Origin of the sequence: Corynebacterium sp. HMSC074E01, from assembly GCF_001808885.1 — a bacterium.
Taxonomy (GTDB): domain Bacteria; phylum Actinomycetota; class Actinomycetes; order Mycobacteriales; family Mycobacteriaceae; genus Corynebacterium.
Genome location: NZ_KV794822.1, coordinates 49,159 through 64,996, shown reverse-complemented (window position 1 = coordinate 64,996; position 15,838 = coordinate 49,159). Strand labels below are relative to the sequence as shown.

The 15,838-nt window shown below is 60.8% G+C and carries 17 protein-coding genes and 1 tRNA gene; 6 read left to right on the top strand and 12 right to left on the bottom strand.

Features of this window, described 5'->3' with window-relative positions; genetic code table 11:
- Nucleotides 1-93 precede the first annotated feature (93 nt).
- The 3 genes from HMPREF2537_RS12990 to HMPREF2537_RS02770 all read left to right on the top strand — a co-directional run bounded on the left by HMPREF2537_RS12990 (nucleotide 94) and on the right by HMPREF2537_RS02770 (nucleotide 3,116).
- Nucleotides 94-1,311, top strand: coding sequence for a tyrosine-type recombinase/integrase (locus HMPREF2537_RS12990; RefSeq protein ID WP_246820208.1), 1,218 nt, complete (start codon nucleotides 94-96; stop codon nucleotides 1,309-1,311).
- Between the two features lie 371 nt (nucleotides 1,312-1,682).
- Nucleotides 1,683-2,543 carry a siderophore-interacting protein gene (locus HMPREF2537_RS02775; protein ID WP_070525353.1) on the top strand — a complete coding sequence of 287 codons (861 nt, stop codon included), beginning with the start codon at nucleotides 1,683-1,685 and terminating at the stop codon, nucleotides 2,541-2,543.
- A 27-nt stretch (nucleotides 2,544-2,570) separates the two neighbouring features.
- Nucleotides 2,571-3,116, top strand: coding sequence for a DNA-3-methyladenine glycosylase (locus HMPREF2537_RS02770; protein WP_070525351.1), 546 nt, complete (start codon nucleotides 2,571-2,573; stop codon nucleotides 3,114-3,116).
- 61 nt (nucleotides 3,117-3,177) lie between these two features.
- Here the strand turns inward: HMPREF2537_RS02770 and sucD are convergent, their stop codons facing one another.
- The 3 genes from sucD to HMPREF2537_RS02755 form a co-directional block, all read right to left on the bottom strand.
- Nucleotides 3,178-4,056: a succinate--CoA ligase subunit alpha gene (gene sucD, locus HMPREF2537_RS02765; RefSeq protein ID WP_070525349.1), complete on the bottom strand. Its 879-nt coding sequence runs from the start codon at nucleotides 4,054-4,056 to the stop codon at nucleotides 3,178-3,180.
- Between the two features lie 8 nt (nucleotides 4,057-4,064).
- Nucleotides 4,065-5,237, bottom strand: coding sequence for an ADP-forming succinate--CoA ligase subunit beta (sucC, locus tag HMPREF2537_RS02760; RefSeq protein ID WP_210383612.1), 1,173 nt, complete (start codon nucleotides 5,235-5,237; stop codon nucleotides 4,065-4,067).
- 236 nt (nucleotides 5,238-5,473) lie between these two features.
- Complete coding sequence (locus tag HMPREF2537_RS02755) at nucleotides 5,474-6,703, bottom strand: L,D-transpeptidase (protein WP_070525347.1); 1,230 nt, start codon at nucleotides 6,701-6,703, stop codon at nucleotides 5,474-5,476.
- Between the two features lie 289 nt (nucleotides 6,704-6,992).
- Here HMPREF2537_RS02755 and HMPREF2537_RS02750 point away from each other — a divergent pair.
- A tRNA-Lys gene (locus tag HMPREF2537_RS02750) sits at nucleotides 6,993-7,065 on the top strand.
- An 80-nt stretch (nucleotides 7,066-7,145) separates the two neighbouring features.
- On the opposite strand, the gene HMPREF2537_RS02745 is transcribed toward HMPREF2537_RS02750, so the two are convergent.
- From HMPREF2537_RS02745 to HMPREF2537_RS02725, 5 genes are all read right to left on the bottom strand, one after another.
- A complete protein-coding gene (locus HMPREF2537_RS02745) occupies nucleotides 7,146-7,652 on the bottom strand; it encodes a 2'-5' RNA ligase (RefSeq protein ID WP_070525346.1) in 507 nt (168 codons plus the stop codon).
- A gap of 11 nt (nucleotides 7,653-7,663) precedes the next feature.
- A complete protein-coding gene (locus HMPREF2537_RS02740; RefSeq protein WP_070525345.1) occupies nucleotides 7,664-8,425 on the bottom strand; it encodes an ABC transporter ATP-binding protein in 762 nt (253 codons plus the stop codon).
- Nucleotides 8,416-9,531, bottom strand: coding sequence for a FecCD family ABC transporter permease (locus HMPREF2537_RS02735; RefSeq protein ID WP_209167932.1), 1,116 nt, complete (start codon nucleotides 9,529-9,531; stop codon nucleotides 8,416-8,418). The genes HMPREF2537_RS02740 and HMPREF2537_RS02735 overlap by 10 nt, the downstream gene beginning before the upstream one ends.
- 2 nt (nucleotides 9,532-9,533) lie before the next feature.
- Entirely contained in the window at nucleotides 9,534-10,682 is a 1,149-nt protein-coding gene (locus HMPREF2537_RS02730) for an ABC transporter substrate-binding protein (protein WP_070525343.1), read from the bottom strand.
- Between the two features lie 268 nt (nucleotides 10,683-10,950).
- Nucleotides 10,951-11,229: a DUF3618 domain-containing protein gene (locus tag HMPREF2537_RS02725; RefSeq protein WP_010191207.1), complete on the bottom strand. Its 279-nt coding sequence runs from the start codon at nucleotides 11,227-11,229 to the stop codon at nucleotides 10,951-10,953.
- A gap of 188 nt (nucleotides 11,230-11,417) precedes the next feature.
- Here HMPREF2537_RS02725 and bcp point away from each other — a divergent pair, with 188 nt between their 5' ends.
- Complete coding sequence (gene bcp, locus HMPREF2537_RS02720; RefSeq protein WP_070525341.1) at nucleotides 11,418-11,888, top strand: thioredoxin-dependent thiol peroxidase; 471 nt, start codon at nucleotides 11,418-11,420, stop codon at nucleotides 11,886-11,888.
- A gap of 3 nt (nucleotides 11,889-11,891) precedes the next feature.
- Nucleotides 11,892-12,530, top strand: coding sequence for a TetR family transcriptional regulator (locus HMPREF2537_RS02715; protein WP_070522336.1), 639 nt, complete (start codon nucleotides 11,892-11,894; stop codon nucleotides 12,528-12,530).
- A 35-nt stretch (nucleotides 12,531-12,565) separates the two neighbouring features.
- Here the strand turns inward: HMPREF2537_RS02715 and HMPREF2537_RS02710 are convergent, their stop codons facing one another.
- The 4 genes from HMPREF2537_RS02710 to HMPREF2537_RS02695 are packed head-to-tail and all read right to left on the bottom strand — an operon-like array spanning nucleotide 12,566 to nucleotide 15,804.
- A complete protein-coding gene (locus tag HMPREF2537_RS02710; protein ID WP_070525340.1) occupies nucleotides 12,566-12,988 on the bottom strand; it encodes a holo-ACP synthase AcpS in 423 nt (140 codons plus the stop codon).
- A 10-nt stretch (nucleotides 12,989-12,998) separates the two neighbouring features.
- Nucleotides 12,999-13,751: an ATP-binding cassette domain-containing protein gene (locus tag HMPREF2537_RS02705; RefSeq protein ID WP_070525338.1), complete on the bottom strand. Its 753-nt coding sequence runs from the start codon at nucleotides 13,749-13,751 to the stop codon at nucleotides 12,999-13,001.
- 2 nt (nucleotides 13,752-13,753) lie between these two features.
- Nucleotides 13,754-14,812, bottom strand: coding sequence for an ABC transporter permease (locus HMPREF2537_RS02700; RefSeq protein ID WP_070525336.1), 1,059 nt, complete (start codon nucleotides 14,810-14,812; stop codon nucleotides 13,754-13,756).
- Nucleotides 14,809-15,804, bottom strand: a complete 996-nt coding sequence (locus tag HMPREF2537_RS02695; protein WP_070525334.1) for a substrate-binding domain-containing protein — start codon at nucleotides 15,802-15,804, stop codon at nucleotides 14,809-14,811. Before HMPREF2537_RS02695 ends, HMPREF2537_RS02700 begins: the two co-directional genes overlap by 4 nt.
- Nucleotides 15,805-15,838 lie beyond the last annotated feature (34 nt).

Genomic DNA, 15,838 nt, shown 5'->3' with positions numbered 1-15,838 from the left:
TTACTCTTCCCACCGAATCCCGTCAAGGCCTTTTTCGTCCTTATTTTTCCCGACTATTGCGCTCATACCTGTACATAACCTACGCTATAGGGCATGACACAAAAGAAACGGAAAACAGCAGCAAAGACACCACTACAACCGGGCGAGCATTCAATTGACCGCAACAACCCACGACCCCATAACGGCGGTTATGTCCTGGACTGGAATATTCGCCTACACGACGGCAAACGTGTCCCGAAACGTACACAGGGACCAACGAAAAGCGCTGTTAGGGCGCGTGCTAAGGAAACCGCAAAAAACCTACTGCAAGCGGGAGGCCAACACTGGACCCTCAACAAGCCGATAAACGACTATCTCACGACCGAGACCGCCCAACGCATACAGAACTCAACCCGGCTCAAAGACCTCTCCAAGCGTCGCTACACGGCCGCGTTAGAACTGCTGAAGCCCCACCTAAAGGGCTACAACATCAGCGCCGCAATGACATTTGACGTGATGGAAAAAACACTAAAAGCCATCGCCAAGGACGCCCCCGGCAGCGTGTCCACGGCCCGAACGGTGTTGTCGAGTTACACCGCAGACCAGCTAGTCCGGGCGGGTGTTATCACCGCTAATCCAATCCGGGGCGTGAACCTAGATATTGCAGCACCGAAGCCCAAGAAGTCAGGCCGCCGCACACTCACAAAACCCGAATGGGATGCCGTCATTAAGCATCTGTTAACGCGGGATACCGAGTCACTGTTAACCCCCACCAAGCACAAGAACATCCGCCAAAGCACCAAGAACATCCATGCCCGCATTGTGCGGCTCACTCTCCTCCAAGCTGTTTCAGGGCTGAGAATTGCCGAAGCCAATCAGTTGCAGTGGAAGCACATCATCGACGGTGACGATGGCATGCTCATTAATGCCAGCGCCGATATCGTCAAAGGCCGCAAGGGCAAAGAGAAGGGCCGATACATTCCGATTCTGAGGGCCGACGTAGCGGAATACCTGCGTACACACCGCGAGGACGACGAGCATTTCATCGTAGGCTCACCGACGACGACCGCGAGGCCCTGGGACGCGACGAACGCAGATGACAAGGTGCCCGAGCTATACCAGCAAATTGCAGAAGCTACAGGCGTGAAGATTCTCGCTAATCTCCGAAGCCATTCCTGGCGTGCGACGCTGCACGGTGTGTACGCGGATGTGATGGACCCAGCTACACGCGCCGCCATTTTCGGCCACACTCAAGCCGTAGCCGAGGAATACTACACCGACCGCAACAATATTGAATCACTCATGAGACAAGTAAAGCAGGCCTACGCGTAACTACGCTTAAAACTACGCTTAAGGTACGGGATTTTGCGGGAATCACACGGAACACCAAGGAACATAAAACGCCCACACGCTGCATGTTCCCTACCATTCCCGCATGTGCCCTAAATTCATAACGAGACCCTGGGTGTCGCGCGTTCGAGCCCCGTCAGCCACCCCGAATAGACCCCGCATTCTGCTCAAGCAGAATGCGGGGTTAACTTTTTGCATTGAGCCCCCAGCGCGGGTTGCCTTGCCTCCGCTGCACCCGCGCACCACCAAGCCCCACAACCAGCCGGACTTGAGTATGTTAGCCTTACCTAATTGTATAGTGCGAAGCCTTCTGCCCGCACAGCAACTCAAGTGTTCAAAGGACAGTGATAACGATGGCTGGCCAAGCTAAAGAGGCAGCGCCGAAGCGCAAGCCCCGTAAAGCGCATGAAGCAACCGTGACTGGTCGCTACCAGGTTTCTCCGGATTTGGTTCGGTTGAGCATGAACTCCCCTGCTTTTGTGGGCAAGGAGCTAGAGTTTACGGATCACTACATCAAGTTGCTGTTCGTGCCAGAAAGCGCCGATTATTCTTGGCCGTTTGATGTCCAGCAGATTCGCGAAGAGCAACCGCGCGATAAACAACCAATTCTCCGCACCTACACCCTGATCAACCTGAACTCTGACACCGGGGACTTCGACGTTGATTTTGTCGCCCATGGTGATTCCGGCCTGGCCGGCCCCTGGGCACGCAGAGCCGAGGTCGGCGAGAAGATTGGCTTCCTCGGCCCTGGTGGCGCGTGGGGACCAACCGAAGACTATGAGCACTTTGTGTTCGCCGGCGATGAATCTGCAGCGCCGGCCATCGGTGCCGGTGTGCAGCATCTCCCCGAGGGGGCGACCGCTACCGTCTTCATCGAGATCGAAGCCGAAGACCGCAAGTTCGAGCTGCCCACCCGCGAGGGCGTGGACATCGTCTGGGTAATCCGTAATGGCGCTACCCACGGCACTGAGCTATCCCGCGTAGTACGCGAGGCTGGCATCCCCAAAAAGAAGAAAACCAGCTGGTTCATCCATGGTGTCGCCGAGATGATCAAAGAGCTCCGCCGCTTCCTTTTCGTTGAATCTGGAATTCCAAAGGAAGACGTTTCCATCTCTGGCTACTGGCGTATCGGAATGACTGAGGACCAGTGGCAATCCTCCAAGCGTGAATTCAACGCGGCAATTGAGGCCGAGGAAGAAAGAGCTAAGGCCTAACGGTTGTTTTCGCGTTAGACTGCGGCAATGATCGATTTCACCGACACCGCCGACGTCGTTGCTCCCCAGCTTCTGGGCACGGTGCTCACGCACAACGGCGTTTCGGTGCGCATCACGGAAGTCGAGGCTTACCTCGGCGCAAACGATGAGGCCTCACACACCTTCAACGGCCGCACCCCGCGCAACGCCGCCATGTTCGGCCCACCCGGCCGCCTCTACGTCTACATGTCCTACGGCATCCACCGGAACGGCAATATCGTCTGTGCGCCCGAAGGCACCGGTCAGGGTTGCTTGCTCCGCGGCGGGGAAGTCATCGACGGAATAGACCTTGCCTACCAACGCCGGGGTGACACGGAATTTCATAATCTGGCCCGCGGCCCCGGCAACTTAGGCAAGGCCCTTGGTTTCAGCATCGCGGACAACGGCACGCCCATCCGCCTTAAACAACGCGATAAGGAACCTGAGTGGGTCCGCGGGCCACGCATCGGCATCTCAAAGAACCAGGACGCCGCGCTGCGTTTTTGGATCCCCTTCGACAAGACAGTGTCTCGACGTCGCGGGCTCCCCCGCTAACCCCTACCGGTGTATGAGCCTCAGGACTCATACACCGCATGTGGGCTCATGCGCCGCATCGTTAAGCCAAGGCTGCGCGCACCAGCTCCGCTGCCTGCGAGGGGGTCTTGCCCACCTTCACGCCGGCCGCTTCCAGCGCTGCCTTCTTGCCTTCTGCCGTGCCAGAACCACCAGACACGATGGCGCCAGCATGCCCCATCGTCTTGCCCTCCGGCGCGGTAAAACCTGCGATGTAGGCAATGACCGGCTTCGTCACGTGATCCTTGATATAGGCAGCGGCATGCTCCTCTGCATCACCGCCGATTTCACCGATCATGATGATGGCTTCGGTATCCGGATCATTCTGGAAGGCCTCAATCGCCGAAATGTGCGTGGTCCCGATAATCGGATCGCCGCCGATTCCTACGCACGTACTAAAACCAATATCGGACAGCTCGTACATCATCTGATACGTCAAGGTGCCCGACTTCGACACCAAGCCAATCTTTCCTGGGTTCGGCGCAGTCTCTGCCGGAATAATGCCCGCATTGGATTCGCCCGGCGTGTAGAGCCCTGGACAGTTCGGCCCAATGATGCGCGTTTTGGACTCCCGTCCCAGCGCATAGAGCTCCGCAGTGTCCTTCACCGGAATTCCTTCCGTGATGATGACCACGAGTTCAATACCGGCACGGATGGCTTCTTCCGCGGCGCCCTTGGTGAATTTTGCCGGCACAAAAATCACGGTGACGTTGGCCTCTGTCGCCTGCATGGCCTCACGCACGCTGCCGAAGACAGGAATCTCGCGCCCATCAATATCGACGCGCTCACCTGCCTTGCGCGGGTTGACCCCACCCACAATGTTGGAGCCGGATTCCAGCATGCGGCGTGTGTGCTTCATGCCTTCGGATCCCGTCATGCCCTGCACGATGATCCGCGAGTCTTTGTTGAGAAAAATCGACATGTCTACTCCTAGTTCGCCAGCTCCGCAGCCCTGCGGGCGGCAGCATCCATGGTTTCTACCTGCTCCAGTTTGGGCAGGTGTGCGTCATTGAGAATCGTGCGTCCAAGCTCCGCATTGTTGCCGTCGAGGCGAACCACAAGCGGCTTGGGTTCAATCCCCTCCGAGTCCAGAATCTTGTAGGCCTGCACGATGCCTTTAGCCACTTCGTCACAGGCGGTAATGCCACCGAAGACGTTGACAAAGACCGATTTCACCTGCGGATCACTAAGAATCACTTCCAGCCCGTTGGCCATCACTTCGGCGTTAGCGCCACCACCGATGTCTAGGAAGTTCGCGGGCTTCGGTTGCGAAGGAAGATCCTCGCCGGCATAGGCCACAACGTCGAGCGTGGACATCACGAGGCCAGCACCATTGCCGATAATCCCCACGGAACCATCGAGCTTCACATAGTTCAGCCCCATCTTCTGTGCCTTGAGCTCCAGCGGATCGGTCGCGCCGTGGTCTTGAAGGTCGCGGTGTTCTGGGTGACGGAACTGCGCGTTATCATCCAACGTGACCTTGCCATCGAGCGCAATGATGTCACCACTCGACGTCTTGACCAGTGGGTTGACCTCCACCAGCGTGGCGTCTTCTTCCGTGTACACCGTGTAGAGCTTCTTGAATACGGGCACCAGCTTGGCGACGTCCCCCTCATCAAACCCCGCCTCATACGCCATGTCCCGCGCCAGCGTGTCCGTCATGCCGTCGAGTGGGGAGAAACTGCGCTTAATCAGGGCATCTGGGCGCTCTTCGGCGAGCTTTTCAATCTCCACGCCTCCCTCCTTGGAGAGCATGGCTAGGTAGCGCCGCTTGGTGCGGTCGAGGAGGATTGAGAAATAGTATTCCGCGGCGATGTCCGCGCCTTCGGCCACCATGACCTTGCGCACGGTGTGTCCTTTGATCTTCAAGCCTAAGATCTCATTGGCCTTTTCCGCAGCTTCCGCGGGGCTATGCGCGAGCTTGACTCCCCCGGCCTTGCCGCGTCCGCCAGTCTTAATTTGCGCTTTGACCACGACCACCGGTGTCCCCAACTTCGCGGCTGCTTCTTCAGCCTGCACAGCTGAGGTCGCAACGATGCCTTTGAGTGTGGGAACGCCATGAGCTTCAAAGAGGTCTCGAGCTTGGTACTCGTAGAGATCCACTTCTGCCTCCATCTTTGCAGTGAAAAACTAGTTCTCCACAAGATTCACCAAAACAAAGACGTGATGCAAACCACTTTACAGAAGTTAAAGCGTCACACTTCACACACTTTGCACGCCGCGCGTGTGCGATGAAACGCTGCCCGTTATAGATGTTTAAACCCCCGGCAAAGAATTAGCTGATTTAACTTTCGGGGGCACCCTGGGCGGCACCGTCGATAAGCACCGCCCCAGGAGAGCTACTGGTTAGCGTCAGCATTGCCCGCAGACCAGGTGGCCCAATCCATGTTCCAGTCCCCTAGGCCGTCGAGCGGGCTCAGCACACCGCCACCGGTGTTAGAGACCTTGACCAGATCGCCGCGCTTGACCGTGTTTTGGAACCACTGAGCAGCCTCAGTAGTCACATTGATGCAGCCGTGGGACTGGTTGTAACTGCCCATAGCACCGACAGCCCAGGGTGCCGCGTGGACGTAGATTCCGGAGTAGGACATCTGAGTTGCCCACTGGACGTCAGTCCTATAGCCGCCAGCATCAAGAGCTAGGCCGAAGGTGGTGGAATCCATGACCAGGGAGGGGTATTGATCGCCGATGATGTAGGTGCCATTCGGGGTATCCCACTGGCCATCCCTGCCCATCGACACAGGAATGCGGCGCAGCACCTCACCATTCTTGAACACCGACATCATCTTGGTGTTGTTATCAATCAGCGTGATGACGCGGTCGCCGATGGTGAAGTTGGTGGAGGCATCCTCACCGCCGTAGACGCCGCCGCCGAGGTTACGGCCGTACAGGTCAACGTCGACAGTCACCTTCGTGCCCGGCTCCCAATAGTTTTCCGGGCGCCAGCGCACCTCCTGGTTATTCACCCAATAAAAAGCACCTTCGACGGCGGGCTCAGTCTTGACCTTAATCGTCTCTTCGGCCGCCTTGCGGTCAGTGACGTAGTTACCAAAGCGCACGCCGATGACCTGCCCCACGCCCACTTCGGAGTCCGGCAGTGGACTCAAAGCCACCTCGGACACCGCTGCAGCCTGCGGGGTGGTGAACGTGATGGTTTTGTGGGTGCCATCTTTGTCCGTGGCATCAATGGTGTACGTGCGGTTATAGCCCAGCACCTCAGCGCTCTTCCAAGTGGTCGAGTCAGAGGACAACTCATCTTCCACTTCAATACCAGCCTCGTTGGTCATCGTCACCGACTTCAGGCCCGCCGGGGAGCTCACCTCCACCGGCTCGGAGGGGTCAACGTTGCTAGCGCCGTCCTTGACGGAAAACTTCAGCTGCTTCGCCTTAGCGGCTGCCGACGCCGACGCCTCTGCCGAAGCACTCGCTTGGACATCTGCCTGCGATTGCTTTTCAGCCGGGCTGGAATCCTCGGCCCCGCCGATGGTGCAGGCGGCCAGAAGGGAAGCCGTCACAACAAGGCTCGAGAGAAGTACTGCGGGACGTGCAGAAGGGAATAGAGAACGCACAGAAACCCCTAGCTCATAGAAAGATTAAAGACAATGACAAGAGTGCACTAAGCCTAACCGCCCGCACCGCCGTCTAACTAGTTAGCGCCACCGCCCTTAACCGTTTCGTTACCAGCCTTCCCCACTCCCGCACTCCGCGCTTTCAAAGAAGAGAAAAGTAGCTGCTACCTAAGGCACCTAAAAACCTTTATTCACCTGGCGATTTTACCTTTTCACAAAGAGGGTGTTAAAGTTACATCTCGTTGCACGGCAGGCGCTGAGGAAATCAGAAGTCACCGGGTTGACACAAGCGCCATTAGCTCAATTGGCAGAGCAACTGACTCTTAATCAGTGGGTTCGGGGTTCGATTCCCTGATGGCGCACAGTTTAACCCCCTTCATCCTAGATGAAGGGGGTTTCCTCGTCCCACAGCCCCGACGGCCGGGTTAAGGGGGTTAGACCCTTAAGCCCCGAAGACCTCCAAGCGCTGCGTCTTGGGCAGCCACCACGCGGCCTGCGCCGCCGTGAATTCCTTGTGCTCAAACGTCGAGATTTCATCGAGTGCCCGCATATAGTCGGGAACGAGCGCTCGGGGCAGGCGCAGCCCCATCGTCAGGTGCGGGGTCCATCGCGGCCCGCGGCCTTCCGGGTTCGCGGCGCTTAACTGGCGCGCAGCGATCTCCAACTCGTCCGTGGTTTCCAGAAGCCACGCCACGGTCTGCTTGCTTTTCCTCCCGAATACCACCGTCCCGACGCGATGAAACAGCGCCGGCAGTAGCGGCGGCAACAGCGTGCGGGCCTCGTCGACGACTGCGGTCTCGAGCGCCGGCGCAAACGTTACCGTAATGTGCGGGCGCTGGTGCTGCACCGGAAAGCCACGCTGAGCCAGGGCAGCATAGACTTCCCGGATCGTGTCTTCATCCTCTGGGGTGAGGTACAACAGGAGGTTTTCGGGCGAATTTCGGCTCACACGGCCCGAGTCTAGCTAACCTCCCGCAGCGCCACGACGGGTTGCCCGCGGTGGTCCAGCACATCCGTCTCTACGCCGTATACCTCGCGCAAGAGCTCCTCCATGAGCACCTCTCCCGGCGCACCATGGGCGCGGGCCTTGCCGCCATGGAGCACGACGAGCTGGTCGCACATCCGGGCCGCCAGGTTGATGTCATGAATCGCCACCAACGCGAGGCTTCCTTCCTCCCGAGCTTTTGCCCGCACGCGGCCCAAGACGAAGAGCTGCCGGTTGAGGTCGAGAGCGGAGGTGGGTTCGTCGAGAAGCATGAGCCCAGGGGTCCCCACCAGCATCTGCGCCACGGCGACGAGCTGGCGTTGGCCGCCGGAGAGCTCGTTGAGGTAGCGCTGCGCAATGTCGTCGAGCCCCATGGAGTGCAGGACCTCGGCGGTGCGGGTGATTGGGTCCTCGCACGCTTCGCGCCGCGCCGCAATCAGCACCGCTTCAAACGCGCGCAGCGCCGCGGTGTGCGGCAGGCCCTGCGGCACATAGCCGATAAGCTGGCGGCGCCGCTGTCCGCGCGGGCTCTGGCCGTCGACGCGAAAGTCCACCGTGCCGCCCCGCGCACGGTGCACACCGGCGAGCGTCTTGATGGTGGTGGTCTTGCCGGACGCGTTCGGCCCCAGCAGCCCCACGACCTGCCCGCCGCGCAGGGTGGGAAGGCTCAGCCCGTCCACCACCGTGCGCGAGCCATAGCCGGCAGATAGATCGGTGATGGTGAGTTCTACGTCCACAATGCCCTCCTCCGGGTCATGACGATGGCAATGAAGAATGGCACGCCCAGAAGCGAGGTGACGATGCCGATGGGGATAGCCAGCCCGGGCTTAATCAGGAGGCTTAGCGCGTGGGCGGCGCACATCACCGCCGCGCCCGCGGCCATGGAGGCCGGCACGAAGTAACGCTGGTCCTCACCCACCAACATGCGCGCGATGTGCGGGCCCACTAGGCCGATAAATCCGATGATGCCGGCGAAAGCCACGGTGGTGGCCGCGACGAGCGAGACCACGACGAGAACAATCACGCGTAGGCGGGAGGTGTTGATACCGAGGGCGGTGGCGCGGGCGTCACCAAGCCGCAGCGCCGTTAGCCGCCACGACAGCGCTCCCAGGATGGGCAACGCCACCGCAAGCACGCCGGCCAGCACGGCGTTGGCCTGCCAGCTAGCGCGGGTGAGCGAACCCATGGACCAAAAGACGATCTGCTGGAGAGCCTCGCTGGAGGAACGGTATTGAATGAGCGCCAGCATGGCCTGGAAAAAGAAGACGAGGCCGATGCCGAGCAGCACCATCGTCTCGGACTTCGCACCGCGAATAACGGCGGCAACGACGATGATGGCCGTGGCCAGCGCCGCCGACAGCCACGCGATGAGCGCGAGGTTGAACTGCGGCTGGGCCAGAAGCTGCCAACGCAACACGATGGCGCTGGCTCCGCCGAAGGCAGCCGCCGCGGAGATGCCGAGGGTAAAGGGCTCCGCCAGCGGATTATCCAGGATGGTCTGCATCTGCGCGCCAGCCAGTGACAGGCTGGCGCCGATAAGCAGCGCCATGACGGCCATAGGCAGGCGCAGGCTCCACAGGACTGTACGCGTTTGCTTGTCGACGCCTCCCGGATCCACCATCCCCCGCAGCACCTGGCCGGGGGTGAGGTCGATGGCGCCAACGATCACGCTAAGGACGAATGCGGCGAGTGCTACAACGATAAGCCCGGCGACGATGGCGATACGGCGGCGGGTCACGCGGGAGTGCTCGCGTGCGAGAGCCTCCACGGGAAGCACCGCGGTTTCTGCGCGCGTGGTCCGTTCAGGGCTTGCCGAGCGCGCGGTTGAGGTGAGAATGCTCATGACTAGTTGGTACTGAAGAAGGTTCCGTCGCCGGGGACGGGCGAGTATTTCTCTTGGGCTTCGGCCCATTCTTGCTGAACGTCGACGTCTGCGTAGTCCTCTGGGTGGAGCCACACGGCGATCTGAAGGAGCGCCAGGTAGTTGAAGGGCGAGTTGTAGAACTGGTGCCACAGGCCGTGGAGGTTGTGCTCCTTGACGGCGGAGAGGTCCTCAAAACCAGGTTGAACGCCGGCCAGCGAAGCGGCGCTGTCATGGGCGTCCTTTTCGCTGATGCCATAGCCGGCGGCAGCGAAGCCGGTGTGGCCCTTTGCGTTATCGACCTTGGCGGACCAGTCGCCGCCGGTGGCGATGATCATGTCGGGATTGGCGTCGATGACCTTCTCCGGGGTCAGCGCGCCGGACTCACCCTCGATGATGCCGTCTGCCACGTTCTTTCCACCGGCGACGTTGACCAGCTCAGAAATGTTGGAGTCATTCCACGAGCCGCAGCAATCGGAGACACCCGCTGCGCGCCACACGAAGGTGGAGGGCTTGTCCTGCGCTTTCGTGGCGCGCTCGGTTACCAGATCCACGTTCTTTTGCCAGTCCGCGATGAACTCCTCCGCGCGGTCCTCGTGGCCGAAGATATCGGCGAAGATTTCCATGGTGGGAATGGTGTTCTCCAAGGGCTTGGCGCGGAAGTCCGTGACGGCATAGGTCAGGCCGGCCTGATCCAGCTTGTCGGTGAGCCCAGCGGTCTGGGAGGCCTCGTACTGATCCTTGGAGAGCACGATGAGGTCCGGGTCGAGGCTGATGAGCTCCTCCACAGTGACATCGCCCTTGGTGAAGCCGCCGATTTCCGGCAGCTCGTTGACTTTGGGCGTGGTCTTTTCCAACTCGCGGTAGTAGTCGGGCACATTCTGCTTCAGGTCCGATCCGATGGCCACGACCTTGTCCAGCGGGTCTTCCTTGTTGAGGATGCCGGTGGCAAAGACGCTGCGGCCTTCTCCCAGGATGACGCGTTCCGGCGCGTGGTCCAGCTCCACCTGGCGGCCGGCAAGGTCTGTGAAACTCACAGCGGCAGTCCCCTGCGCTCCCGTGGCCTGCTCGCTGCCGGCATCGGCATTGTCGGAGGCACAGCCCGCCAGCGCGCTGGCCAGCGCCGCCACCATGGCGCACGCCCCTACTACTCGCCCGGCGCGCGGACGGGATGCCTGGCCTGCAGGCGTCGATACGTGAAGCACGATTTCTCCTTCAAACTTTGGTCTTATGGTCTGTTCGGAGGTTCATACTACACAGACAGGTAAGGCTACCCAAAGCCTGCATAGGGTAGGCAATGCTTCCAGTAACGCATACGGAGCACAAAAATGCCCCACCCCGGGGTATTTCCCAAGGCAGGGCCTCTAGGTATGCAGTCGCGCCCAACGGCGCTAACCGGCTCTAGCGACGCTCAGCGAGCAGGCGCTGCAGTTCCTTGATATCGGACTTGCGGCGCTTGGAGCGGAAAACGGAGAAAGCGATAAGGCCTACGACGGCTGCACCAACGCCGGCGAGCGCCATCTGCACATTGCGCTCCTGCAGCTTCTGGGTTGCCGCGCCCTTAGCGTCCTCGACGAAGTTCTGCGGCTTGCTGCGATCAGCCAGCTCATCCAAGGTGCTAGCCAGCTGACGGCGGGTGCGCTCGATGTCGCGCTGGATATCATCAATGTTGCGTGCCACGTGAATCTCCTGAATTTGGCTTCGTTCGGTGTTGCTGCGGTTAGTGTCTTTCTAACCGTTGTGGTTCTAACGTCGACATTCTACATTGACCGCCAGCTCCCCTGCAGAGTTGGCCAACGTTTGTTTCACCCTCGGTGGCGTAGATACGCCAGATAGCCTCCCCGTAGGGGCACGGTAAGGTAGACAGCATGACTGAAGCACAACGACTGTCCGTAGGAGACAAGGCTCCCGCTTTTTCCTTGAGCGATGATGCCGGCAACACCGTAAGTCTGAGTGACTATGCTGGCCAGCGCGTCGTGGTTTACTTCTACCCGCGCGCCAACACCCCTGGCTGCACGAAGGAAGCCTGCGACTTCCGCGACAGCCTGGAGCAGCTCAATGACATGAACATCGCCGTGGTGGGAATCTCCCCTGACAAGCCCGAGGCACTGGCAAAGTTCCGCGAGGACCATGAGCTCAACTTCCCGTTGCTGTCTGACCCCGACAAGGAAGTCATGACGGCTTATGCCGCTTTCGGCGAGAAGAAGAACTACGGCAAGATCGTCCAAGGCGTTATCCGCTCCACGTTCCTCATTGAGGAAGACGGCACTATCGGCCAAGCCATGTACAACGTCAAGGCCACCGGCCACGTCGCCCGCGTGCTTAAGGGGCTCAACTAAACCGTGGAATCCAGCTCGAAGTCACCGGAGATTCTGGTCCCGAGGCGTCGCCCAGCGCAGGCGCGCAGCCGGGCCAAGTATGACCGGATCTTGTCCTGCGCGCGGGAGACGCTCGTGGACTATGGCTTCGAGTCCTTTACTTTCGACGAAGTCTCGCGCCGCGCGGAAGTGCCGATTGGCACGCTCTACCAGTACTTCGCCAACAAGTACGTGCTGATCTGCGAGCTTGACCGCCAAGACACCGCGGAGATGTTGGCTGAGGTTGAGCGCTTTTCCCAGCGCGTTCCGGCCCTGCAATGGCCGGACTTCCTCGAAGAATTCATCGACCGTATGGCTCGTGTCTGGCGCAACGACCCCTCGCGCCGAGCGGTGTGGCATGCCGTGCAGTCCACACCCGCAACCCGTGCCACGGCCGCCGACACGGAGCTCAGCCTGCTCAAACCCATCGCGGAAATCATCGAGCCTCTTGCCCAGGGAATGGACGCCGATGCCCGTGTGGAGATCGCCGCCTTCCTCGTCCACACCGTGGTTTCCCTGCTCAACTACAGCACCATGCGCTCCGAGGAAAGCTTTGATGGCGTGGTGGAAGAGATTAAGCGCATGCTCATCGCCTACCTCTTCGCCATCGCCACGAGCGCCTAGCCGCACCCAGCGAAGCCAGGGGCGCCCAGGCGCGTTTAGCGCGAAAGGTACACAATGGCGGTGGCGTAATCACCATCGTGGCTGATGGACAGCGCCGTGGAGAAATCCCCCAAGGACTCCCGCGCGAGGCGGGCAATCTCACCGCGCAACTCGAGTGCTACTCGCCCCCACGCATCCGGGCGGACCTCAATCTCCGCCCAGTCCACGGCTTCCTCTGCGATGACCGGCGGGTGCCCGTAAAGCGCTTGCGACCACACCTTGATGAAAGCCTCCTTCGCCGCCCAGCGCCCCGCCAGGTGCTGCGCGCGGGCAGCACCGCTCAGCCCCCGGGCCTGCGCCACACGCAATTCGGAGGCGCTGAAAACCTGCGCGAAGCGCGTGCCGGGAAGCTCCAGCTGCTGGGCAAAGGAGGGGATGTGCACCAGGTCGGTGCCCACGCTCACGCCACTTTTTGTCATGCGGGCAAGCTTAGCGTGCCAGCTCCTGCTTGAGCTCCTCCAGCTCGTCGCCACCCGCCATCCACTGGGTCAGCTCCGGCAACGTGACCTCCTCCTTGGAGGCGTCCAGCGACATCTGCCCCACTGTGAGCACGATGAAGTGATCGCCCACGAGGTAGGCGTGCTGCGGGTTGTGCGTAATGAAGACCACGCCCATGCCGCGTTCGCGGGCGGCGTCGATAAAGCGCAGCACCATGCCCGACTGCTTCACTCCGAGTGCTGCGGTGGGCTCGTCCAGGATGATGTAGCGCGCGCCGAAGTAGATGGCGCGGGCAATCGCCACCACCTGGCGCTGGCCGCCGGAGAGCGCGGAGAGTTCCACGGAGACGTCGCCAAGCTCAATGCCCATTTCGGACAGCTGCTCGTGCGTAATGCGCTTCATCTCTTCCTCACGCAAGCTCCCCAGCGCCCCGGTAAGTTCCTGGCCCAGGAAGAAGTTGCGCCACACCGACAGCGAGGGAACCAGCGCCAAATCCTGGTACACGGTGGCGATACCGGCGTCGAGGGAATCGCGGGGGCTGGTGAAGTTCACCTCTTCCCCATCGACGGTGATGGTGCCACCGGTGGGCTGGTTAAGTCCGGCCAGAATCTTGATCAGCGTGGACTTGCCCGCGCCGTTATCACCCAGCACGCAGGTCACCGCGCCCTCTTTCACAGAAAGGTTGATGCCGCGCAGGGCGTGGAAGTTGCCGAAGGTTTGGGAAATATCGTGCAGCTCAATCATGGTTATCGCTTCCTCGTAAAGTTGGCCACCGAGGTGTTCGTGAGCACAGCGAAGAGCAGCATTGCACCGAGGAAGAACTTGAACCAGTCGGGGTTCCAGCCGGCGTACACGATGCCCTGGTTGGTCATGCCGAAGATGAGCGCGCCGATGGCTGTGCCCACCGCGGTGCCGCGCCCGCCGGTCATGGAGCAGCCGCCAATGACCGCGGCGATGATGTAGAGGAACTCGTTACCGATGCCCTGGCCGGCCTGGATGGAGTCGAAGGCAAAGAGGGTGTGCATGCCCACGAACCACGCCGCGAAGCCGACGAGCATGAACAGCGCCACCTTGACGCGGCGCACGGGAACGCCGACGGCGCGGGCGGCTTCATCATCGCCGCCCACGGCGAAGATCCAGTTTCCCCAGCGCGTCTTGTACAGCACCCACGAGGCAATGGCGACGAAGAGGATCCACCAGATGACGGTGGCGCGGATGCTCAAGCCACCGATGTGGATGGTGCCGGCAAAAATGACGCGGGCCGAGCTGAATCCTTCCATGTCAGCGATGGTCGGGGTGGCCACCTGGCCGGTCACCAGCTTGGTAATCGCCAGGTTAAGGCCCTGCAGCATGAGGAAAGCCGCCAGCGTAATAAGGAAGGAGTCGATCTTTGTGCGCACCACAAGGAAGCCGTTGAGCGCGCCGATGGCCAGGGCGGTCAACAAGGATAGGCCCACGCCCACCCACGAGTTGAGGTGGAAGTTGTAGTTGAGCATGGTGGCCACAAGCGCCGCGGACGTCACCGCCACACCGGAGGACAAATCAAACTCATTACCAATCATGAGCAGGCCCACCGCCAAGGCCACGATGCCCAGCGTAGAGCTGGCGTAGAGCACCGTGGAGAAGGCCTCCACCGAGCGGAAGGCGGGCGCCACGATCATGAAGAGGACGAAGATAACCACCGCGCCGAGCAAGCTGGCCAGCTCCGGGCGGCGGATGAGGCGCGCGAAGCCGCTACGGCGGGTCAGGCGGGTATCGGCGGGGTGTGATTGCACCTCGTCGGATGCAGTCGTGGCTTCGCTCATCGCAGACCTTCCTTAGCGGATTCGGAGATGATGTCCACGTTGGTGGAATCCACGAAGGAGGGGCCGGTATAAACCGGGCGGCCGCCGCCCATGGTGGATCCGTTGCGGTGCGCCAACCACAGCGAATCGACGGCGAGGTAGCCCTGCATATAGGGCTGCTGGTCGACGGCCCACTGGATACGCTGATCCGCGATGGCTCCGACAAGCTCGGCGTTGGTGTCGAAAGTGGAGACCTTGGCCTTGGAGGAGGCATCGGCAACCGCGTCGGCGGAGCGCATAGCCACGGAGGCCTGCAGCGCCATGACCCAGTCGATGGAAGGATCCTGGCTCAGCTTCGCGTTAATGGTGGACTGCGCGGCGGTCAGATCCTTGCCGTTGACGTACAGGAGCTCAACCTTGCCGTTGTCCAGCCCCTTCTTCACGCCGGCGCAGCGCGACTCCTGCGAAGAGTTGCCTTGCTCGTGGATAACGCACAAGACGTGCTTGGCGCCCTCATCCTTGAGGCGCTCGCCGGCCTTAGTGCCGGCCACCTTTTCCTCTTGGCCGAAGAAGGCGCTCATTCCATACTTCTGGTAATCATCCATGCCGGCGTTAAGCCCCACGGTGGGGATGCCGGCATCGGAGGCTTTCTTAGCCACAGGCCCAATCGCACCAGAGTTGGGCATGGTCACGGCGATGCCATCCACGCCGGAGTCGATGGCGGACTGCACCAGGTTTGCCTGGTTGGGTGCTTCCGGGTCGGAGGAGTAGCGCAGCTCGATATTGTCCTTGCGGGCGGCATCCTCCGCGCCCTTACGCACGAGGTCCCAGTAGGTATCCCCCGGCGCGCCGTGGGAGATCATGGCGACGACAAGGCGCTCGGTGTCGACGCCACCGGCTAGCTCGCCGTCAGCGTCGGGGCGGGGCGCGCCACCGGTGGCCGAGCATGCAGTAAGCACGGCGGCGGCAGCGACCGAGATGAGACCTAGCAGTGGTTTCTTAGCATTTTTCACCCTTGCATGGTGCCCCAGGTAGAGGGACTTCTCC